General features: G+C 60.5%; 21 protein-coding genes and 1 tRNA gene. 8 read left to right on the forward strand and 14 right to left on the reverse strand.

Going from position 1 to position 19,015, the window contains the following annotated elements; genetic code table 11:
• Positions 1-61: 61 nt before the first annotated feature.
• From truA to IC235_RS15500, 3 genes are read right to left on the reverse strand one after another with little or no spacing between them, the layout of a single operon-like run.
• Complete coding sequence (truA, locus tag IC235_RS15490) at positions 62-817, reverse strand: tRNA pseudouridine(38-40) synthase TruA (protein WP_191006102.1); 756 nt, start codon at positions 815-817, stop codon at positions 62-64.
• Positions 818-831: 14 nt separating this feature from the next.
• Positions 832-1,359 (reverse strand): GNAT family N-acetyltransferase, encoded by a 528-nt coding sequence (locus IC235_RS15495; RefSeq protein ID WP_191006103.1) that lies wholly within the window; start codon positions 1,357-1,359, stop codon positions 832-834.
• Positions 1,360-1,377: 18 nt separating this feature from the next.
• Positions 1,378-2,580, reverse strand: a complete 1,203-nt coding sequence (locus tag IC235_RS15500; RefSeq protein WP_191006104.1) for a thiolase family protein — start codon at positions 2,578-2,580, stop codon at positions 1,378-1,380.
• 86 nt (positions 2,581-2,666) lie between these two features.
• Between IC235_RS15500 and IC235_RS15505 the strand changes: the two genes are divergently transcribed.
• Positions 2,667-3,140: a DUF4293 domain-containing protein gene (locus IC235_RS15505; RefSeq protein WP_191006105.1), complete on the forward strand. Its 474-nt coding sequence runs from the start codon at positions 2,667-2,669 to the stop codon at positions 3,138-3,140.
• Positions 3,141-3,249: 109 nt separating this feature from the next.
• Here the strand turns inward: IC235_RS15505 and IC235_RS15510 are convergent, their stop codons facing one another.
• The 5 genes from IC235_RS15510 to IC235_RS15530 all read right to left on the reverse strand — a co-directional run bounded on the left by IC235_RS15510 (position 3,250) and on the right by IC235_RS15530 (position 9,560).
• Positions 3,250-4,107 carry a DUF4476 domain-containing protein gene (locus tag IC235_RS15510; protein WP_191006106.1) on the reverse strand — a complete coding sequence of 286 codons (858 nt, stop codon included), beginning with the start codon at positions 4,105-4,107 and terminating at the stop codon, positions 3,250-3,252.
• Between the two features lie 182 nt (positions 4,108-4,289).
• Entirely contained in the window at positions 4,290-6,212 is a 1,923-nt protein-coding gene (locus IC235_RS22675) for an OmpA family protein (protein WP_191006107.1), read from the reverse strand.
• A 107-nt stretch (positions 6,213-6,319) separates the two neighbouring features.
• Positions 6,320-6,832 carry a hypothetical protein gene (locus tag IC235_RS15520; RefSeq protein WP_191006108.1) on the reverse strand — a complete coding sequence of 171 codons (513 nt, stop codon included), beginning with the start codon at positions 6,830-6,832 and terminating at the stop codon, positions 6,320-6,322.
• A gap of 334 nt (positions 6,833-7,166) precedes the next feature.
• Positions 7,167-8,018, reverse strand: a complete 852-nt coding sequence (locus tag IC235_RS15525) for a (Fe-S)-binding protein (RefSeq protein ID WP_191006150.1) — start codon at positions 8,016-8,018, stop codon at positions 7,167-7,169.
• Positions 8,019-8,150: 132 nt separating this feature from the next.
• Positions 8,151-9,560, reverse strand: coding sequence for a (Fe-S)-binding protein (locus IC235_RS15530; RefSeq protein WP_191006109.1), 1,410 nt, complete (start codon positions 9,558-9,560; stop codon positions 8,151-8,153).
• Between the two features lie 169 nt (positions 9,561-9,729).
• On the opposite strand from IC235_RS15530, the gene IC235_RS15535 reads away from it, so the two are divergent.
• Positions 9,730-9,802 (forward strand) — tRNA-Phe (locus tag IC235_RS15535).
• A 269-nt stretch (positions 9,803-10,071) separates the two neighbouring features.
• Here IC235_RS15535 and IC235_RS15540 read toward each other — a convergent pair.
• On the reverse strand, positions 10,072-10,989 hold the full coding sequence (locus tag IC235_RS15540) for a TraB/GumN family protein (protein ID WP_191006110.1): 918 nt from the start codon (positions 10,987-10,989) through the stop codon (positions 10,072-10,074).
• Between the two features lie 452 nt (positions 10,990-11,441).
• On the opposite strand from IC235_RS15540, the gene IC235_RS15545 reads away from it, so the two are divergent.
• Positions 11,442-13,301, forward strand: coding sequence for a BamA/TamA family outer membrane protein (locus IC235_RS15545; protein WP_191006111.1), 1,860 nt, complete (start codon positions 11,442-11,444; stop codon positions 13,299-13,301).
• A gap of 330 nt (positions 13,302-13,631) precedes the next feature.
• Complete coding sequence (locus tag IC235_RS15550) at positions 13,632-14,015, forward strand: Hsp20/alpha crystallin family protein (protein WP_191006112.1); 384 nt, start codon at positions 13,632-13,634, stop codon at positions 14,013-14,015.
• Between the two features lie 271 nt (positions 14,016-14,286).
• Here the strand turns inward: IC235_RS15550 and IC235_RS15555 are convergent, their stop codons facing one another.
• Positions 14,287-14,610 (reverse strand): hypothetical protein, encoded by a 324-nt coding sequence (locus tag IC235_RS15555; protein WP_191006113.1) that lies wholly within the window; start codon positions 14,608-14,610, stop codon positions 14,287-14,289.
• A 5-nt stretch (positions 14,611-14,615) separates the two neighbouring features.
• Positions 14,616-14,891 carry a VF530 family protein gene (locus tag IC235_RS15560; RefSeq protein ID WP_191006114.1) on the reverse strand — a complete coding sequence of 92 codons (276 nt, stop codon included), beginning with the start codon at positions 14,889-14,891 and terminating at the stop codon, positions 14,616-14,618.
• A 95-nt stretch (positions 14,892-14,986) separates the two neighbouring features.
• Here IC235_RS15560 and IC235_RS15565 point away from each other — a divergent pair, with 95 nt between their 5' ends.
• Positions 14,987-15,841, forward strand: a complete 855-nt coding sequence (locus tag IC235_RS15565) for a glycoside hydrolase family 25 protein (protein WP_191006115.1) — start codon at positions 14,987-14,989, stop codon at positions 15,839-15,841.
• 82 nt (positions 15,842-15,923) lie between these two features.
• Here IC235_RS15565 and IC235_RS15570 read toward each other — a convergent pair whose 3' ends face one another.
• Entirely contained in the window at positions 15,924-16,151 is a 228-nt protein-coding gene (locus IC235_RS15570; protein ID WP_191006116.1) for a hypothetical protein, read from the reverse strand.
• Positions 16,152-16,220: 69 nt separating this feature from the next.
• Between IC235_RS15570 and IC235_RS15575 the strand changes: the two genes are divergently transcribed.
• From IC235_RS15575 to IC235_RS15585, 3 genes are all read left to right on the forward strand, one after another.
• Positions 16,221-16,652, forward strand: coding sequence for a septal ring lytic transglycosylase RlpA family protein (locus IC235_RS15575; protein ID WP_191006117.1), 432 nt, complete (start codon positions 16,221-16,223; stop codon positions 16,650-16,652).
• 47 nt (positions 16,653-16,699) lie between these two features.
• Complete coding sequence (locus IC235_RS15580) at positions 16,700-16,903, forward strand: hypothetical protein (RefSeq protein WP_191006118.1); 204 nt, start codon at positions 16,700-16,702, stop codon at positions 16,901-16,903.
• A 179-nt stretch (positions 16,904-17,082) separates the two neighbouring features.
• Positions 17,083-17,637: a GNAT family N-acetyltransferase gene (locus tag IC235_RS15585; RefSeq protein WP_191006119.1), complete on the forward strand. Its 555-nt coding sequence runs from the start codon at positions 17,083-17,085 to the stop codon at positions 17,635-17,637.
• Between the two features lie 52 nt (positions 17,638-17,689).
• Here IC235_RS15585 and IC235_RS15590 read toward each other — a convergent pair whose 3' ends face one another.
• Together IC235_RS15590 and IC235_RS15595 are read right to left on the reverse strand one after the other, a co-directional pair.
• Entirely contained in the window at positions 17,690-18,064 is a 375-nt protein-coding gene (locus IC235_RS15590; RefSeq protein ID WP_191006120.1) for a hypothetical protein, read from the reverse strand.
• Between the two features lie 286 nt (positions 18,065-18,350).
• Positions 18,351-19,013, reverse strand: coding sequence for an SOS response-associated peptidase (locus tag IC235_RS15595; protein WP_191006121.1), 663 nt, complete (start codon positions 19,011-19,013; stop codon positions 18,351-18,353).
• Positions 19,014-19,015 lie beyond the last annotated feature (2 nt).

Genomic DNA, 19,015 nt, shown 5'->3' on the forward strand with positions numbered 1-19,015 from the left:
GCTCTAATAAATCCCCGGCTTCCGACCTACTTAGCCACGAGGCCCGGGTTAGGCCGCCCGCTTACTCCGGCACTATGCCGGGGCCGTATTCCACCTTGCTCAAGAACAGGCCCCGCGCCGGGGCCGCTCCGCTCGCATCAACGCGCCGCTGCGCCCAGAGCAACTCCTGAAAGGCCCGGGGCGACAGCTTGCCCCAGCCCACGTCGAGCAGCGTGCCAACCACCAGCCGGACCATGCCCCGCACGAAGCGGTTGGCCCGGATGCGGAACACCACCCCGCCCGGCCCGGCCTGATGCCAGCCCGCTTCGTAGCAGTAGCACACGTAATGGTTTTCGCCGCCCTTCACCTTGGAGAAAGAGGTGAAGTCGAACTGCCCAATCAGGTAGCTGGCGGCCTCATTCATCTGCTCCACGTCGAGCGGCCGGTCGAGGTACAGGGCGTGGTCGCGCCGAAACGGGTCGGGCTGGGTTGCTACCACGTAATCGTACGTTCGCTCTTCAGCTGAGAAACGGGCGTGCACGCTGTCGGCTACGGGATGGATGCGCAGGGCGGCCACATCGGGGGGGAGCGCCCGGCGCAGGCGGTAGAGTAGCACGTTCAGCGTCATCCCCGCCGGTAGCTCGGCATCGAAATGGGCTACCTGGTGGCTGGCGTGCACACCCGTGTCGGTGCGCCCGCTGCCCAGCGAGTGAATGGGCTGGCGCAGCACCTGCGACAGGCAGCGGTCCAGCTCCGCCTGCACGGTGAGGGTATTGGGCTGCACCTGCCAGCCGTGGTAGCGCGTGCCGTCGTAGGCGCAGTGGAGGAAGTAGCGCATCGAAAGAGGAAAAGTCAACGCACCAGCGCGTAAAGCAGCCCATCAATGGTCTGGCCATCTTTGGTAATGGCTTGCCGCAGGCGCGCTTCAAAGGCAAACCCGGCTTTCTTGAGTACGCGTCCCGAAACAGCGTTATGGTCAAATACCAGGGCGTAAATCCGGGCCAAGTCGTGCTGAGTGAAGCCGTAGGCAGCCAGGACGCGCACCGCGGCCGAGGCAATTCCCCGGCCCCAGTGCGCCCGCCCCAGCCAATAGCCGATTTCGGCCGAGCGGCGGCTGACGTCCTGCTTAAACAGCAGGCTGATGCTGCCGATGGCTTCGCCGCCGGCCTCCACGCATAAGTGCAGGTCTTGTCGGCCCGCCTCACTGTTCACGAACGCGATGTAGCCTTCGGCATCAGCCAGGGAATAGGGGTGCGGAAACCGGTCGCGCAGGTTCTGCCAGATGCCACGGTCGTTGGCATGGTGCGCCAGCGCGGCCGCATCGGCCGGCGCAAAGGGTCGAAGCAAGGCGTCTACATCGGGCAGCGGCAGCACCGGCATGGGCCAACGGGGTTGAGGCTATAGCTTTTCGTAAATCACGGCCGCGCCCTGGCCGACGCCGACGCACATGGTGGCCAAACCGTAACGGGCACCCTCGCGGCGCTGCATCTCGTGCAGCAGAGTGGCCGTGATGCGCGCCCCCGAGCTCCCCAGCGGATGGCCCATCGCAATGGAGCCCCCGTTCACGTTCACCTTGGCGGGGTCGAGCTGCAACTCGCGGATGCAGGCAATGCTCTGCGCCGCGAAGGCCTCATTTAGCTCAATCAGGTCGATGTCGGCTATGCTCAGCCCGGCGCGTTCGAGCACCTTGCGAGTGGCTGGAATAGGCCCGAGGCCCATCACCGAAGGGTCGACGCCAGCTACCGCCGAGGCCACTACCCGCGCTAGTGGCTTCAGTTGGTAGCGGGCCAGCGCCTCCTCATTTACCAGGAGCACGGCCGCGGCGCCGTCGTTGATGCCCGCCGAGTTACCGGCCGTCACGGTGCCGCCCTCGGGTTGGAAGGCGGGCTTGAGGGTGGCTAGCTTTTCGAGAGAAGAAAAACGGGGCTGCTCGTCGGCGTCGAACAAGGCCGTGTCGCCTTTGGGCTGGGGAATGAACACGGGGACAATCTCCTTGCGAAACCGTCCTTTCTCCAGCGCCCGGGCGTATTTACGCTGGCTTTCAAAGGCAAAGGCGTCCTGCTCTTCGCGGCTAACGCCGTACTGCCGGGCCACGTTCTCGGCCGTTTGGCCCATGGCAAAGGGGTAGTGCAGCTTGCTCAAGCGGGGGTTCACGAAGCGCCAGCCCAGCGTGGTATCGTGCGCGGTTAGCTCCCGGCCGAAGGCCGACTCCGACTTGGCCATCACGAAGGGGGCGCGAGTCATACTTTCGGCCCCGCCGGCCAGGTACACATCGCCTTCGCCGCACTTAATGGCCCGGGCCGCGTCCATAATGCTTTGCAGGCCCGAGGCGCAAAGGCGGTTAACGGTGTTGCCGGGCACTGTGGTGGGCAGCCCTGCCAGCAGCGCGGCCATGCGGGCCACGTTGCGGTTGTCTTCGCCGGCCTGGTTAGCAGCACCTATGATGACGTCCTCCACGGCACCTTTATCGAGGGAGGGATTGCGGCGCAGGAGCTCCCGGAGGACGTGGGCGGCCAAATCATCGGGCCGGACGCTGCTCAGAGCGCCGGCAAATTTTCCAATCGGGGTACGCACCGCGTCCACGATATAAGCAGTTGGCATTGGGGATATCAATAGCGACGCAAGCGCCGGATGAACTAAATTTGTGGCCCCGGCACAAGTGCGGGGCTTTTTTATTAACAACAAAGATGATACAAAGAATCCAAAGCGTGTTTTTACTGTTGCTGGCGCTGGCGATGCTCAGTGCGTTAATTTTGCCCCTGTGGTATAAAATCGACGCGCTCACCAACCAAGAGCTTACCCTCACCGCCTTTGGCTTCCAGGCCAAAGGGTTGCAGCTTCCGGGCACTACCGGCCCCGTTTGGATTATTGGCGCCCTGGCGTTGACGTCGGCGGCCGTGGCGGTTTACGAAATTTTTCAGTTCCGCAGCCGCATGAAGCAATTGCTGCTGGGCTCGGTAAACCTGCTGCTCATCACCGCCACGCTAGGAGCCGCATTTTACTTTTCCAGCAAAGGCGAGCAACTGCTCAACATGAAGCTGGAAGGTAAAGCCCAGGCCGGCTTCTACCTGCCCACCTTGGCACTGCTCCTCAACTTGCTGGCTAACCGCTTCATCCGCCGCGATGAGCAGCTGGTACGGAGCGCCGACCGCCTGCGGTAGTTGCCTGGCCACTAAGGCTGTGTAGTCGGTTCCCGGACGCCACCCACAAACAAGGGCCGCTGTAGTACTACAGCGGCCCTTGTTTGTGGGTGGCGTCTATGCAGCGGAATCACTTCTGCGCAGGTGCGCCGATGGCCTGCTGCACTTCCTGCTGACTGGAAGCCGAGCTAAATGCCTCGTAGACCCGGTAAAAATTCTGCTGGTCAACTACGTGGGGATAAGCAAATTTAGCCAGCTCCACCCGCGAGGCCTCAAAGTTCAGGCTACGCAGCAGGCGTTTCAAGTCATCAGCCTGAATGCTGCTTTGGCTCAGGGCCTCTTTGGCCATGCTCAGCTTGCTGGCTTCGAATGGCCGCTGTTGGACGGCTTGCACCAGGGCGTCTACGTCTTGGGGCTCCATGATGCGGTCGTCGAGGGCTGAATCCGAGTAGGAGCCTCTATCACCGAGGGCCTCGTCATAGCTATCCGGGTCGTTGGGGCGGCTGTTGTAGTCGTTATAGTCGTTGTTAGAAGGGTTGCTGTCGTAGGGCGAGCGGTGGTCGCCGTAGCCTCCTTGGTTGTAAGGGACGGGGCGGTTGTTGTAGCGGCCGGAGCCATTTCCGTAGCCGCGCCCCTGGCCGTAGAGGGCCACTGCGCCGACTTGCCGTAAGTAGAGCGGGCGGCCCGGGCGGGTAACCAGCACGAAGGAGGTTTCGAGCCCCGGCTCCAGCCAGACGCGGCTCCGAAAGCGTACCGCCCTGCCGTAAGGTGTCGGAACCGTGAAGTCGGCCCAGTGGGCACCGGGGGCCAACCGGTTCACGTGCACCTGCCGGGCCACGCCCCGGGTTAGGGGCCGCCCATCGAGGGCGAGGCTAAACGGCACGCCGCGCTCCGAAGCGAAGTTGAGGGCTGCCGGAGGCGGATAAGCGAGGGCGGGAGCCACGGCGGTGAACAAACCCACCAGAGCCAGAAGTAGAGCCTTTTTCATGACAGTGAGATAATAATATCAACCATCCAGTCAGTTGATGATTGGACTATTTTCAAAAGGTATGCCAGGTTCCGAACCAGCTCGCAGCAGGCCCTCCTGATCCTGCCGGGCCGTTGGAGTATCCCACCAAAAAAGCCCCCGCAAGTTGTGTTGCGGGGGCTTTTACTGGAAGGAAGGGCCTGTTACTGGGCCACGCGTGTCACCTTAAACTCGGTGCGGCGATTACGCTGGTAATCAGCTTCTGATTTGGGGTCGGCGACAATGGGGCGGCTTTCGCCGTAGCCCTTAGCCGTGATGCGAGCCTTATCGATGCCTTTGCTCACGATGTAGTCGACGGCGGCTTGGGCCCGCTGTTGCGACAGCTTCTGGTTGTAGGCGTCTTTGCCGCGCTGGTCGGTGTGCGAACTCAGCTCAATGTAAATCTTTGGGTTGTCGACCAGCGTTTGCACCAGCGTGTCGAGGCGGATGGCGGCATCCGGCCGAATGTTAAACTTGTCGTAGTCGTAGAGAATGTCTTTAACCTCGATGGCCTTGGCAAGAATAATTTTGTTCAGCGTCAAGGTTACCGGCAGCCGGATTTCGTTCATCGGATTCGGGAGCTCATCCTGGCTGGGCATGCGGCCCACGGTGCTCAAGCTCGCCCGGGCAGCAAAGTCGCCGGGGCTCTCGGCAACGAACGAGTAGTTCGCTACCGAATCCAGCTTCAGGCTGAATTTGCCATCGGGGCCACTGGTAGCGTTCAGGACTTGGCCGTTCGGGCCCGTGATGGACACCCGAGCCCCGGCCAGGGGGACCGTGGTTTGGGCCTTGTCGTCGTGCTCCAGCACGGTGCCGTCGGCGTAGAAAGCCACGAGCTTGAGGGGCTTTTTCTTGAACATGTACTCGTCGTCGGAGCCTTTGCCACCGGCCCGGTTCGAGCTGAACAGGCCCATGTCGGGACCAGTCGGAACGGGGGCGAAGTCGTCGGCAATGCTGTTGACGTCGGCGCCCAGGTTTTCGGCTTTACCCCCCCGCACCTTAAAAATGTCGAGTTTACCCAGGCCGGGGTGTCCGTCAGAAGCAAAGTACAGTGTGCCATCGGGCGCCACGCCGGGGAAGTTCTCGTTGCCCGCGGTGTTGATGGCTTCGCCCAGGTTTTCGGCCGGCGAGAACCGGCCGTTGAGGCCCAGCGTAGCCTTGTACAAGTCGTTGCCGCCCTGCCCGCCCTTGCGGCTCGACGCGAAGTAGAGGGTGGTGCCGTCGGGAGCGAAAGCCGGCGAGAAGTCGTCGGCCGTGCGGTCGTTGATGTTGGCCAGCACGGGCTCACTCCATACGCCGTCTTTGTAATAGGAAATCCAGAGGTCGACGCTCAGGTAGCCTTTGCGGCTGCCATCGTTAGAACGGGCGAACACCATCGTCTTCCCATCGGGCGTGTAGGTGGCGCTGGCTTCGTGCTTGTTGATGGAGTTAAACGGTCCTTCCAGCTTGCGGGCGGTGCCGCCGCTCATGGTGGTCGGGTTATCAAACTTGATGGCGTAGAGGTCGTTGAAGTTCTCGCCGTTGCCGAGGTACTTCTTGCCCTCCCGGCCCGAGGTGAACACCAGGTCCCCGGTGCTGGCCAGCAGGGCCCCCCCAAAATCCGACGCGGCCGAATTCAGCGCGTCGACGGGCGCAACCTCGTACCGGTTCTTGATGGCCGCTATTGCCTTGCTAGCCAGAGTGTTTTTGGCCTCGATTTGAGCGCGGGCGACCAGGGTGCTGTTGCCACCGCTACTGGCGTACTTGGTAAACTGCGCCGCGGCTTCGTCGTACTTTCCATTGGCCCGGAGTGCTTCGGCGTAGTGGTAGCCGGCGTCGGCGTTTTTTACGTTGCCATCGAGCGCGGCCTTGTAGAATGGCTCGCTTTGCTCGACCCGGTTGGAAAGACGGTAGGCTTCGCCAATTCGGTAGTTAGCCAGGGGAGCATTTTTGCCCTTGGCCACGTCGGCCTGGTAGAGAGGAATGGCCAGCTCGTACTGCCCACGGGTGAATTGTTTGTCGCCTTTGCTCACGTTGCCCGTCGAAGCACAGCTGCCAAGCAACGCAACTGCGCCAACGGCAGTACAGGTGGATAATAATTTACTCATCGGTGGAGTGAAACTGAGGGAGAAAGGAAGGAAGAAGGCGAAAAATGAAAGATCATTCCCGGGGTAGCGCTTTTTGGGAGAGCAATAATACTAGGTTTGAGTAGGATTCACGCTAGCCGCCGGGTTTTTTGGGCTTCCCCAAAGTACCGCGCCAGCCAGGTTTCGCCGGCTGGGCGCGGCCAACTGGTATCCAACTCAGCCTTAGTTTGTAAGGTGTTGTCAAAATAAAAAGTTTCGGGTCCGATCGTGCCTGCCGTCACGGCCTCCTTTAACTCACCGCGCTTTAGTAGCTGCACCTGCCCGGCTTGCAGAAACGCGAGGTTGGATTTCTCCAGCAACTCGATGCCCAACTGCTGTTCCAACTGCGCGACGAACCGCACCGAAGCATCAATGGAGCAACCACTGGCCCCGGCCACGCTTTCGTCGAGGCCGATAACCAGGAATTGCTGGTGCAGGAACTGGGCCGAAGCCTGCAGGCTTCGGCCGTGGCTGGTCCATTCTTCGGCAAAGCGCGCCAGGCTCGGCAGCACGGCCACTATTTCGGGCCCCGTGAGCTGGCGACTGGCTTGGTAAATCCAGACCCGCGACTCGGGCGGCAACTGATCAAAAGCGACGTACATAGGACCACGGATTAGCACGGATTTTAGCGGATCTCACGGATTCTGGGAATGGTGTGAAGAGCAAAGCCCGTTAGGTAGGGTAAGTTGGGGAGCGTAAAAGCAGCCGTAAAGGTCCTCCAATCCAAGCAAGAATCACAAGTGGGGTGAAAGTGTCGTCTCCAAACTCGTGCTAACCTGTATTCTAAACAGCCAATCGCTTTCGCTTTTAGAACTTAAACTGAAATAAAGAGCCGGCTTAGGCCTAAAAAAGGCAATGTTCTACGTTCTAGGTTCTGAGCTCTAGGTTCTCCATTCTAACGCAGCAACCGTCGAAGCAGTGAAGGCAAACGGCCGCTTAGGCGTTGATGCCTTCCGCGGAAGCCACCAGCTCGGCGAGGTCAAACACCTGCACGCGGCTTTCCTGTTCCTTGTTCTTCACGCCGTCGCTCATCATGGTCATGCAGAAGGGGCAGCTCACGGCAATGATGCTGCCCTGTAAATCGTGCGGGCCGGGGGAGTTGGTTTCGGTTTCCACCCCGCCCAGGTTAGCCAGGGCTTCGGCCGCGCCGCTCAGCGTGGCGAGGGCTTCTTCGGTGCGCTCGATGTTGATTTCCTTGCGGCCCGGCTCGGCTTCCTTCCACATCTGGGCCCCTCCGGCGCCGCAGCAGAGACCATTGGCCCGGCTGCGCTTCATTTCTACTAGGTCGGCGTCGAGGGCGGCGAGCACGTCGCGCGGGGCCTCGTAGATGTTGTTGGCGCGGCCTAGGTAGCAGGAATCGTGGAAGGTGATGCGGCGGCCTTTAAAGCTTTCGCCGCCACTAACTCCCACCTTGCCTTCGTTGATAAGCTGCTGCAGGAAAGTGCTGTGATGAATAACCTCGTACTCGCCCCCCAGCGCGGGGTATTCATTTTTGATGGTATTAAAGCAGTGCGGGCAGGCGGTCACGATTTTCTTGATGCCGTAGCCATTCATCGTCGTGATGTTCTGCATAGCCTGCATCTGGAAGAGAAACTCGTTGCCGGCGCGCTTGGCTGGGTCGCCGGTGCAGGATTCTTCCAGGCCAAGTACGGCGTAATTGATGCCCACGTGGTCGAGAATGCGCACGAAGGCGCGGGTCACGCGTTTGTAGCGGTCGTCGAAGGCGCCGGCGCAGCCCACCCAGAACAAGATTTCGGGCGACTCATTGCGGGCCGCCAGGTCGGCCATAACAGGAACGGTAATTTGGCGCTTGGTTGCTTCAGGGGTCATGCTGGTGGTCTAGGTGGCGCAAAGTCGCGCGGAGGCGGAGAGGGAAGGGAGATCCGGCGAAGTCGGTTCCGGCCTCGCCAAACTTGATTCTTAACGGGGCGAAACCTCGGGCGCAGCGCTGCTGGCCGCGGACTTCTCCGCCGCGAACAAATCGTCGGCCCAGTTGAAGCGGTCGGAAGGCGAGAAAGCCCACGGGGCCCCGTTGTTTTCGATGTTAGAGAACATGACGTTGAGCGAGTTGGGGGCGGCCGACTCTTCCAGCACCAGGAAGCGCCGCATCTCGATAATGCTCTCCAAGGGGTTGATGTTTACCGGGCAGCTCTCGACGCAGGCATTGCAGGTGGTGCAGGCCCAGAGCTCTTCGGGCGTCACTTTCCCGCGCAGCAGAGTGGCATTGGCCAGGTCCGTAACGGGCTCGTGCTTGGCCTCGGGGCCGTACACGTTAGGCCGGAAGATGAGGGGCGAATTATACTTCTCCTCCAGCCGGTCGCGCGTGTCCATAATGATTTTGCGCGGTGAGAGCAGCTTACCAGTGAGGTTGGCCGGGCACACCGAGGTGCAGCGCCCGCACTCGGTGCAGGAGTAAGCGTTCATCAGGTTAGTCCAGGGCAGATCCTCCACGTCCTTGGCGCCGAAGGTGGTAGGTGCCACGGCCGAGCCATCGGGCGCGGTAGGGGGGGGCGGCACCACGTAGCTGGGGTCCATCATGGCCTTCACCTCGTGCGTGATACTTTCCACGTTGCTGAACTGCCCCTGCGGAATCAGGCGCGAGTACCACACGTTGGGAAACGAGATGATGATATGGAAGTGCTTGGAGCTGGGCAGATAATTCAGAAATAGGAAGATACCCACGATGTGCGACCACCAGCCCACGCGCTCCAGCACGTGCAGCAGGCTTTCGTTGGCCGGGAAAATCCCAGTGAGCAGGCTGCTGATGGGGAAGACGCCGGGCAGGTCCTGGCCCCGTAGCTGGTGCAGCTTCAGGTCGGCGGTATTCATCGTGAACAGGGCCGCCATCAGAATCACCTCGATGTAGAGAATGATGTTGGCGTCGAGCTTGGGCCAGGCGCGCAGCTCGACACCGCTGAGGCGGCGGACGGGCTGACGGCGGTTGCGGCGCCACCAGAAAGCAGCAACGGCAATAATCACCAACGCGCCCAGGATCTCATTGGTAGCCATCAGGGCGTTATACACGGGCCCAAGCAGGCTCAGGAAGCGGTGAGTACCAAAAAGACCGTCGATGACAATCTCCAGAACCTCTACGTTAATCACCAAAAAGCCTACGTACACAACCAGATGCAGGAAGGCCGGCGTGAGCCGCTTAAACATTTTCTGCTGGCCGAAAGCCACCAGCAGGGTCTTTTTGAACCGTTCAGCAGCGTGGCCGCTCATGTCCCGGTCGCGCCCGACGAGGATGTTAGCCCGAATCTTCCGGACCTGCCACGCGAAAAGGCCAAAAGCTGCTACCAGCAGCAAGAAAAAAATGAGGTGCTCCAACATGCGGGTAAAGGTAAGGAAGCGGGAACGTTTGGGGTGCAATATACTCGGCATGCCGAATACTTTGCCGGAGGAAGCTCGCCACCCGATACTTTTTTTACTCTACATCTTGCGCCATGGTTTTGGTTTCGTACCTTTGCGGTCCCCAAAGCATACTGCTGCGGCGGGAAACGGCAACATAGCTCAGTTGGTAGAGCACAGCACTGAAAATGCTGGTGTCGTTGGTTCGATTCCAACTGTTGCCACAAAAAAGGCCTCTAGCATTGCGCCAGAGGCCTTTTTGTTTCTTGGGAGGACGGTTTAGGGAAAGTCGCTGATGTTCGGTTGCGTCGATGCCCACACCTTTCTTTATCGGGTCTGCTGGTGCTCTACGTTAAGTACATGGGTTATCGGGAGTACATCTTAACGAAACGAATGTTCACTCTCACTCATGTAGTAGAGCGGCCGCCTTTAGGGTGTTAAGTAGTTACCCGTAGCACCTGCTCTGTTCCGCCGTAGAGGCTGGCGCTTCGGGCTACTGGGTGATGGGGCGGACCTGATAGCCTTGCTCCCGCAGGAGGGCGAGTACGCCTTTAGGACCGCCCAGGTGGCCGGCGCCTACCGCGAAAAAGGTGGGCTGGGCCGCGGCCATCTTTTCTATGCCGGCTATCCAGCGCTGGTTACGGGCATCGATTAGCAATTCGCTGTACTTCGGAAGCCCAAACACACTTTTAGTGGTCATTTCGTGGAGTGCTTCTACTTGCTGCGCTTTGTAAAGGGCTACCATTTGCTGCACTTCCTGCTTGGTCTCCGCCTCTCTATCGACCGTAGCGGTCAGCATCTTGCTTTGCTCCGCGTACGGAATCTTGTCGAAGATGCCTAATTGATCCTGCATGGTTTCGAGGCCCAGGACTTCCTTTTTCTGGGATTTCGCCATTTCTACGAAAGCCATCTCGTAGCTGGCGGGCGGGCAGCCTAGTGCGGCAGGTATCAGCAGGGCACCTAGCAGAAACGGCTTCATGGTGCTTACCTGATCGATGGGTACGTGGGCCTGGGCCTCCAGGTAGGCTCCTACGCGGGTATACTCGGCGGGCGAGAGAAGCTGCCGCAGGCTCTGGCCACCCTGCATCATCATGCCCGTTTGGGCTTGCTGGGCCATGCTGGGGTCGTCCATATCCAGCTCTAGTACCACCTGCTTGCTTTTGCTCACGGCTTGCTTCACCGATTCCGCCATGTTCATATCAGTGGGGCACATCATGTGGAAGGTTCCAAACACGTACGAAGGCGTACCCAGCCTCTTGCCCGATACTTCCCAGAGTAGGGAGTTGGCTGACGCATCGGTGGTAGCAGCCGGGGCCTTAGGAACTGATTTAGTAATTTTCTTTTGGGCCTGGACGGTAAGCGAGGTTAACAGCAATGCTGCCCCGAAGACAATTTTCCGAGAAAGATTCATGAGAATATTAAGAATGAGGGGTGAAGACGGCTATTAATTCGTCGGACCCACCCATTCATTACAGCCTCGTCTCACTGATTTTCCAGTAACCGCATAAACACTCGCTCAGCGGAGCGGCATGATTACCCTGACTGAGCTGATATTGCGCCCGCAGGTCGTACAGCAACTCTCTGGTCGTTGCTGGTTCTTTCCCTAACGAGATCGCGACAACTCACCCTGCTGGAATCCCGCCACGTAAGCCCCCGCGACCTCGGGGTTAGTACCCGCACACGAGGACAGGCTGAGCGCAAAACTCTACCAACAGACCTTTGCTGTCGGAGTCGCCAGCCGGCCCAGCCTTTAAATTTAGCTGAGTTAGGCAGTATCAGGCCGGGGCGCGGCAGCAGAGCCGCGGGCTGGCGCCCGATTTATCTTCGGGAAATTAAATGCCGGCTTTCGCGTTATCGCTCCGAATGTATACCCGCTTTCTACGGTACTGGTTAGGAGTGCTTGGGCTCGTCCTTGGCTGGCCCGCGGCGTGGGCCCAAACCCCCACGCTGGACCCTAATGCTCCCAACCAGCCCACTCTGGCTACGCCGCCCGTGCCCCCGGCTGCCCCTGCGCCCGTTGCGCCGCGCAGACGGCTATCTCACCCTCGCGTGCTGCTGCTCGATGCCGAAGCGGCTGACCGGCCCCTGCTGCGTCGCTACAAGCTCAAAGCCATCGTGCCCGACTCGCTCAGTGCGCTACGCGCCGTGCGGGAGCTGGTGCTTGCGCTCCAGGGCGATGCCTACCTCACCGCCTCGGCCGATGCCATGCGCTGGACCCGCGATACTATGCGCGTGCAGCTGTACGTGGGCCAGCCATTTCGCTGGGCTTACCTGCGCAACGCCAACCTGGGCGATGGTTTACTCACGCGGGCCGGCTACCGCGAGAAGCTCTTTCGCCACCGCCCTTTCTTGCCCGAAGACTGGGCCCGGCTCCAGGAACGCATCCTGGTAGAAGCCGAAAACCAAGGCTTCCCATTCGCCACGGTGGGCCTGGACTCCATTCAGCTCCGTGACCATGACATCGCGGGCCGCGTGGTGCTAAAACGGGGGCGGGCGGTGGTGTTCGACTCCCTCCAAGTGGTGGGCACCAGCAAAACCAAGAAGCGCTTCCTGATCAAATACCTCCAGATTTTCCCCAACCAGCCGTTCAGCCAGCAGCGCGTGGCCGCGGCCGCCCAGCTGCTGCGGCAGCTGCCCTACGTGAAGCTGCGGGCCGAGCCCGAAGTTCGCTTTGCCCGGGGCCGGGCCCGGGTGTACCTGCTGCTCGACGAGCGGCCGTCCAACCAATTTGATGCCATCGTGGGCATCCTGCCCAACGCCGATGCCAACCAGCGCGGCGTGCAGTTTACCGGCGACGTCACCATCAACATCCGCAACATCAAGGGCGGGGGCAAGCAGCTGGGGGTGCAATGGCGCAAAAACGACGCCCTCTCGCAGCTGCTTGACGCCCAGTATGTGCACCCCAACTTCTTCGGTACCCCGCTGGAAGTGGCCGCCACCTTCAACCTGTACAAGCAGACCGACGCCTTTCTCACGTTGCGCCCCCGCCTGCAGGTGACTTACCCCACGAGCCGGGCCGGCCGCATCAGCTTCTTCGCGGAGCAGCGCGGCTCGTTTCTGCTCGATACCCTGCTCAAAAGGCGAACCCAGCTGCCCGAAAACATCGACTCGCAATATAACTCTTACGGCCTGGGCTACGCCTGGAACAGCCTCGACGACTTGTTCTTTCCGCACCGCGGCTACCTGATAAGCGGCCAAGGGGGGGTGGGCACGAAAACCATCAGCAAAAACCCGGCGGTGAAACCGGAACTGTACGATGGGGTGCTCCTGCGCTCAACTCAATATTCGTTTGGGCTGCGGGCCGAGCGCTACTTCCCCGTGAAGCGGGCCGGGGTGCTACTGCTACGCTTGCGCGGCGAGGGCCTACTTAGCCCGCGCCTGTTCACGAACGACTTGTTCCGGCTCGGGGGGCTGAATTCCTTGCGGGGATTCAGCGAAAATCAGTTTTACAGCAGCTCCTACGCCGTGGCTACGGCCGAGTTCCGGCAGTTTATCAGTGCCGACTCTTACGTGTTTCTCTTCGCCGACCAAGCGTATACGCGCCGTGACCTGGGCACGGGCCAGGACGGCCAGGTCGACCAGCCCACGGGCCTGGGCGCGGGCCTCAGCTTTCGCACGGCGGCGGGGCTGTTTCAATTCGTGTACTCGCTAGGCCGCACCACCCAGCAGGCTTTCGAGCTGCGGTCTTCAAAAATCCACTTTGGGTTAACCAGTCGGTTCTAAGGTTAGGGGAAGAGAAAGATTTCGCCTCCGCCGCATCGGTTAGCTGGGTGTTCGGGTGTGTCGCAGCCTCATTGGTGAGGTGGGCATCGTTCGGGCGGAAGTTGTTCTGGCGGAACATCACCCTGACGCGGTACAGGCAGCGCTCTACGCCATTTCGTCGGTTGTTTTGGGCGGCGAGAACGACTTTCCGCCACAGTGACCGGAATCACTAAAATTCTGCCAAAAAATCCGCCAATTCAACTGATATCCAGGCTCCGTAGCTCTCAATTGAGATTGGTACATCATTTGTCATAGTCCCTGCGAAGCCGCTCCTAAAACCGGCTCCTTGCCATGAAATTCATCAGCCCCCAATTCATCCGTACCATTGCCCCGCAGCTCGACCTGCTCAATACCATTGGCGGTGGCGTGGCTCAGCCCCAGGTGCGAATTGACCAGCGCCCTCAAGGCGTGATTTTGCGCGTGGCCATGCCTACCGTGCCGGCCGAAAGCTTCCGGGTAGTGCTCAACCAGCAGCGCCTGACAGTGTTCGGCGAGTACCGCCACGAGCCCACCGACCAACTGGCCGCGCCGCTCTTCATGCAAACCCTCGACCTGCCCAATAACCTCGACCTGGCTCGCATCGACGCCGTGCACGAGGGCCACGAGCTACAGGTCCGCATTCCCTTCCTGAATGCTACCGACCAGCAGCGCGAAATCAACATTCGCCACAATTAACCAATTGATTCTAGGTTGCTTGTTTTTGGTGCAGCCGTCGGACCTGACCGGCCGCCAGCAACTATTTTCATAACGCCGGGACCGACCGGCACTGCAGTCCACTCATAACGCCGGGGCCGACCGGCCGCTCATTACGTTCTTCGGATTTCATTCTTGAGCCACCGCCCGCAGCGGTGGTTTTGTTTTTATAGACTTCGCTATCGTCATGCCGGGCTGAGCGGATAGTTCCGCACGACGAACCGTGTGGGCTAGCTGCTTGCTAATGAGTTGCTTACCAAAATAAGGGAATAAGCAGCACGAAGCTCATTACCAGCGCCAGGTAGACCCACCCCATTACCTGGCCGCGGTAGCGGCGCGGCAGCCGGTTACTGAGTACCAGCATGGCCGCGATAACCAAGCCCAGATGCGCCACGAGGAACACCATCGTCTTCACCCAGTTGCTGACAATAGTGTTCTCGGCTTGGTACTGATTGGCCTCCCCAAGGCCCGAGGTGAGGTACTGCAGGCCGTAAAAGGCTCCGGCTTCGAAGGTAATAAACAGCGCTAAGCCGACGAGCAGGGCCCCAGCGGAGGACTTTTCGGATACCTCGCCCATTGGACTTAAGGGCGAGAGCGCCCCTGCACTTCTGCCGAGCGGGCCTTGATGTACAGCTCCTCTACCTTAGTCCGGGCCCAGGGTGTACGGCGCAGGAAGCTGAGGCAGGATTTGATGCTAGGATTTTCGGCGAAGCAGTTCATTCGCAGCCGGGCATCGAGCTCGGGCCAGCCGTAGGTGGCCACCAGGTATTCGAGAATGGCCGCGAGCGTCACACCGTGCAGCTCACGAATGAGGTGGCCGGATTCATCGCGGGCGTCGGCCGCACGGAGGAAAGACATAAGCAGAAGGTCATTGAAAACGTGAAGTTGGTGAAATCTCCGGACCGGCACACGATGGGCCCCGGCCAGGCGTTATTTTTGGCCAACCCTACCCTATGCCGTCACTTTCCACCACCCGTCCCCAACGCCCTGGCCCGCCGTCGGTTCCGCGCCGCTCCTGGCGGTGGGGGCTGTTGGCGGCCCTGTTGCTGGGGCTCGTGGCCGGCTCTACGTACTACGTGCGCCACCGGGTTCAGGTGAACCGCTACGCCCGGCGCACTTGGGCGACCCTGACCAGGGGCGGGCTCACGGGCCGCGAAAGAACCCCGTTGCTGGCGGGCTACTCGGTGCATGGCATCGACGTATCGGCCTACCAGGGGCGCATCGACTGGCCCGAAGTGGCCCGCAACCGGGTGCGCTTTGCTTTTATCAAAGCTAGTGAGGGAGCCACCTTGCGCGATGCGCGCTTTGCCCGCAACTGGCGCGAGGCCCGCGCCGCCGGCGTGCTCTGCGGTGCCTACCACTATTTCCAACCCAACCGCGACGGCCGAGTGCAGGCCAACCTATTCGCCCGCACGGTGCCCTTGGCACCCGGCGACTTGCCGCCCGTGCTCGACGTCGAGGCAGCTAACTTCCACGACGTAGCCGTGCTGCGGCGCGAAGTAGCCCGCTGGCTGCGCCTCATCGAAGCGCACTACGGCGTGCGGCCTATTCTCTACTCCAACCACAGCTTCTACCAGCGGCACCTGGCCGGGCATTTCGACCGCTACCCGCTGTGGCTGGCTCATTACGAGGTAGCCCGCCCCACCATGCCCGCCAACAAGTGGATTATCTGGCAGCACTCCGACGAAGCCTACGTACCCGGCATCCGCGGTGTGGTAGATTTCAACGTATTTCAGGGCAATTTCGAGGACCTGCAGGCCCTGCGCATACCCGCCCCGACCCCGCCCGCCAGCTCCGGCCGCCGATAGGCGCAAAAAAGCTGCCCGGCTGGGCTTCCATAAAGGGAAGCCCGGCCGGGCAGCTAAAGAGTGGCTATGCCAAACGAGGAGCTTACATTTTCTCCTTCGTGGTCGATTTTACGGTTTTCGTCGACTTGGCTTTTGGCGACATTTTTCCGCTGCCCATCTTGTCATCATGCATTTTATCTTTCGATACGGTTTTGCTTTCGGTGCTCTTCTCCTCTTTTTTCGTCATCTTGCCGTCGCCCTGTTGCGCATGAGCAGCGAGGAAGGTGCCAGATAGCGCTACGACCGAAGCAAGTTTCAGGAAATTTTTCATGGGAAAGCTGTTAAAGGGTTAGTTGTGTGAAAAATCTGGCGAAAGGTAGCGGCAGTTTTTGAAGTTTAGATGAAGATTATTGGCAACGTCAATATTTTATTCAACCCCCTATTTTCCCTCCTGCTGGCTTCGGTGCTGTTAGCCTCCTGCCATACCCCCCGCGAGGTGAGGAGGAACTCGAGGGACTCCCCCCGCGCCTACACCCAAAAGGGGCTGGGTTCTTACTACGCCGATAAGTTCGCGGGCCGGCCCACGGCCAGCGGCGCTATCTACCGGCCCGGCCAAATGACGGCGGCTCACAACACCCTGCCTTTTGGCACGCTCATCCGGGTAACCAATACGCGCAATGGCCGTTCGGTAGAAGTAACCGTAACCGACCGGGGCCCCCACACCAAGGGCTACATCGTGGATGTCTCCCGCCGGGCCGCTACTCAGCTTGACATTATCGGCGCCGGCGCCGTACCCGTGCAACTGACCGTTATCCGGGCCAGCGCTCCTTGAGCCGTGTTCCGCGGCCTCGGCCGCCAATTCATAAATTCTTCTTTCTGATGAATATCCGCAAAAAAGTGCGCTGGACCCTGCCACCTGGTACCGGCCGCTATGCCGCCCTCGACCTGTGGGTTCGCGCCGCCGAAACTCAGGGCTGGAACGAAGCCGAAATCCAACAGGTGCTCGACGAAGTAGTAGAAGCGGAAGATGATGCCGCTGGCTTGGAAGTGCTGACCTGGTACACGGCGAAGCAGGGAAGCTGAGGCCCGGTTGCCGATCCATGCGCCCTGCCACGGCGGGGCGGCTACTTCGCCGTCATTCGGGTGTTATTAAACAACTGGGGAAACTTCCGAGTCGGCGGTTTTCCCTATTTGTTTAATAACACCTTTACTTGCATCCAGACTTTGTCGTACTTGCGCTTTCACCCGCCTGCTTACGCCTCGTGGAACCATTTAAGGCCCTGTATGCCGACTCCCTCACGCTGCACCTGATCAATGAGGACAACCTCGCGCAGGTGTTTGCCCTGTTCCAAGGCCAGCCCGACTCTTCGGCGATGCTCGACGAGCTCTTCCGCAACTACCTCCCGCGCTACGAGCAGGGGCGGCGCACCAACTTCGGGTTCTACTCCTTCCTCGGCGAGCAGTTGGCCGGCATGACCTTACTCACAGTCGACAGCTGGGAGGAATATACTGGCTCCACCGGAGCCGACGTGTTCGCGCACATGCGTGGGCGCGGGGTGACCCCACGCAGCAAGCCACACCTGTTTTACCTAGCCTTTGAGCTGCTGGGCCTGAACCGCGTCGCGACCGGGCACCGTGTGTCGAACGTTGCCTCGCAGCGTTCGCTGGCCAAGACCCCGGGCCTGCAGTTCGAGGGCGTCATGCGCGAGTCAGGAGTCAACGAGCACGGCGAATTCGAGGACGAATTGTTGTACGCCATTCTGCGTCGGGACTGGCTCAAGCTCTATGACAAAGCCCAAGTCCGCGTCATTTACTAAGCTGGGTGTTGCTAAACGAATAAGGGAAAACCTCCGAGTCGGCGGTTTTCCCTTATTCCGGCTGCCGGGCGGGGCTCAGGGCTTGCCGCAGCCACACTCCGGCCAACGCGGCTAATCCTCCCACTAAGCCCGCCACCACCCCCGTGGCAATAATCAGCGCCACCGCAGAGCCGCCCAAGGGCAGCAGCTGTGCCACGCGCTGGGCCAGCAGGTTGTTATTTTGATACGACAGCCAGGCGGCCGGGCCCACCCAGCTTAGCGCAACACCCACAAAACCAACCCAGAAAGCGGTCTGGCCAGTAGCGGCCAAGGCGAAGCCTAAGACGAATGCCACCACCGCCATGCTCCACCAGGGCAACACCAACTGGACCAGCACGGTCAGGACAAGCATAAGCAGCAGCAGAAGCCAGGGGTTGCGCAAGTTCATACGGGCAAAGTAAGAAAGGCGTAGTTTAAAACACAGAATTAGCCGAATAGGAAATGACGCTAGCTGCGCCGCCGCAAGCCCTGGTGGGGTCACTCAGGGGTGGCGAATCTAATTACGTTCATTTTTAAGGCTCCAGCGGGGCGAGCCGGCATCTCCTCAGCATCGCCGAAAAAAGAGCTTGCTCCACTAGGGCTCACGGGTCCTTTTACTTGATTGACTACCGAAAGGCGTCCCTTCCCCGACTCCCGGCACTGCCGTAATGCTGCGGTTCGCATTAGGGGCCCCACTATGCGGCGGCCAGCACTTCGGGGTCGTTGTTGGCGGGGGAGTTTACTCGCTTACTAATGACGTATTCCTGCATGGCCGCGGCATCGTAGGGCTGTAGCAGCTGCTGGTGGGCGGCCAGACCTAGGTTATCGTCCAGCCAGGCCTGCTCGGCGGCGCGGTTGGGCAGGATAACCGGCATGCGGTTGTGGATGTTGGCCATCAGCGCGTTGGGCTCGGTGGTGATGATGGTGAACGTGGGGTGCAGCTCCCCGGTGCTGCGGTCGAGCCACTCGTCCCAGAGGCCGGCGAAGGCAAAGGGCTGCTCGTTGCGCAGCAGAATACGGTGCGGCACCTTGCCCGCTGGCGTGGCCTGCCACTCAAAGAAACTGTCGGCCAGCACCAGGCAGCGCCGCCGGCCCAGCAGCTGCCGGAACGAGGGCTTTTCGGCCAGCGTCTCGGCGCGGGCGTTGATGGGCTTGGGACCACTGGCGGGGTCGCGGCTCCAGCTGGGCACCAAGCCCCAGCTCAGCAGCTGAATCTGACCGGGGGCGGTGTTGGTAACGATGGGCAGCCGCTGCGAGGGCGCGGCGTTGTACGTAGTGGGAGCCGGCTCGGTGAAGGCCGCGTCGAAGCGCTGCTCAACGGTTGGGGCCGGGGCGATAAAGGTGTAGCGACCGCACATTG

This window comes from Hymenobacter montanus, assembly GCF_014699115.1.
In the GTDB taxonomy this organism is placed as follows: domain Bacteria; phylum Bacteroidota; class Bacteroidia; order Cytophagales; family Hymenobacteraceae; genus Hymenobacter; species Hymenobacter montanus.

Coding starts and splice junctions, on each gene's coding strand:
- truA (WP_191006102.1), bottom strand. CDS start 817: ATGCGCTACTTCCTCCACTGCGCCTACGACGGCACGCGCTACCACGGC.
- IC235_RS15495 (WP_191006103.1), bottom strand. CDS start 1,359: ATGCCGGTGCTGCCGCTGCCCGATGTAGACGCCTTGCTTCGACCCTTT.
- IC235_RS15500 (WP_191006104.1), bottom strand. CDS start 2,580: ATGCCAACTGCTTATATCGTGGACGCGGTGCGTACCCCGATTGGAAAA.
- IC235_RS15505 (WP_191006105.1), top strand. CDS start 2,667: ATGATACAAAGAATCCAAAGCGTGTTTTTACTGTTGCTGGCGCTGGCG.
- IC235_RS15510 (WP_191006106.1), bottom strand. CDS start 4,107: ATGAAAAAGGCTCTACTTCTGGCTCTGGTGGGTTTGTTCACCGCCGTG.
- IC235_RS22675 (WP_191006107.1), bottom strand. CDS start 6,212: ATGAGTAAATTATTATCCACCTGTACTGCCGTTGGCGCAGTTGCGTTG.
- IC235_RS15520 (WP_191006108.1), bottom strand. CDS start 6,832: ATGTACGTCGCTTTTGATCAGTTGCCGCCCGAGTCGCGGGTCTGGATT.
- IC235_RS15525 (WP_191006150.1), bottom strand. CDS start 8,018: ATGGCCGACCTGGCGGCCCGCAATGAGTCGCCCGAAATCTTGTTCTGG.
- IC235_RS15530 (WP_191006109.1), bottom strand. CDS start 9,560: ATGTTGGAGCACCTCATTTTTTTCTTGCTGCTGGTAGCAGCTTTTGGC.
- IC235_RS15540 (WP_191006110.1), bottom strand. CDS start 10,989: ATGAATCTTTCTCGGAAAATTGTCTTCGGGGCAGCATTGCTGTTAACC.
- IC235_RS15545 (WP_191006111.1), top strand. CDS start 11,442: ATGTATACCCGCTTTCTACGGTACTGGTTAGGAGTGCTTGGGCTCGTC.
- IC235_RS15550 (WP_191006112.1), top strand. CDS start 13,632: ATGAAATTCATCAGCCCCCAATTCATCCGTACCATTGCCCCGCAGCTC.
- IC235_RS15555 (WP_191006113.1), bottom strand. CDS start 14,610: ATGGGCGAGGTATCCGAAAAGTCCTCCGCTGGGGCCCTGCTCGTCGGC.
- IC235_RS15560 (WP_191006114.1), bottom strand. CDS start 14,891: ATGTCTTTCCTCCGTGCGGCCGACGCCCGCGATGAATCCGGCCACCTC.
- IC235_RS15565 (WP_191006115.1), top strand. CDS start 14,987: ATGCCGTCACTTTCCACCACCCGTCCCCAACGCCCTGGCCCGCCGTCG.
- IC235_RS15570 (WP_191006116.1), bottom strand. CDS start 16,151: ATGAAAAATTTCCTGAAACTTGCTTCGGTCGTAGCGCTATCTGGCACC.
- IC235_RS15575 (WP_191006117.1), top strand. CDS start 16,221: ATGAAGATTATTGGCAACGTCAATATTTTATTCAACCCCCTATTTTCC.
- IC235_RS15580 (WP_191006118.1), top strand. CDS start 16,700: ATGAATATCCGCAAAAAAGTGCGCTGGACCCTGCCACCTGGTACCGGC.
- IC235_RS15590 (WP_191006120.1), bottom strand. CDS start 18,064: ATGAACTTGCGCAACCCCTGGCTTCTGCTGCTGCTTATGCTTGTCCTG.
- IC235_RS15595 (WP_191006121.1), bottom strand. CDS start 19,013: ATGTGCGGTCGCTACACCTTTATCGCCCCGGCCCCAACCGTTGAGCAG.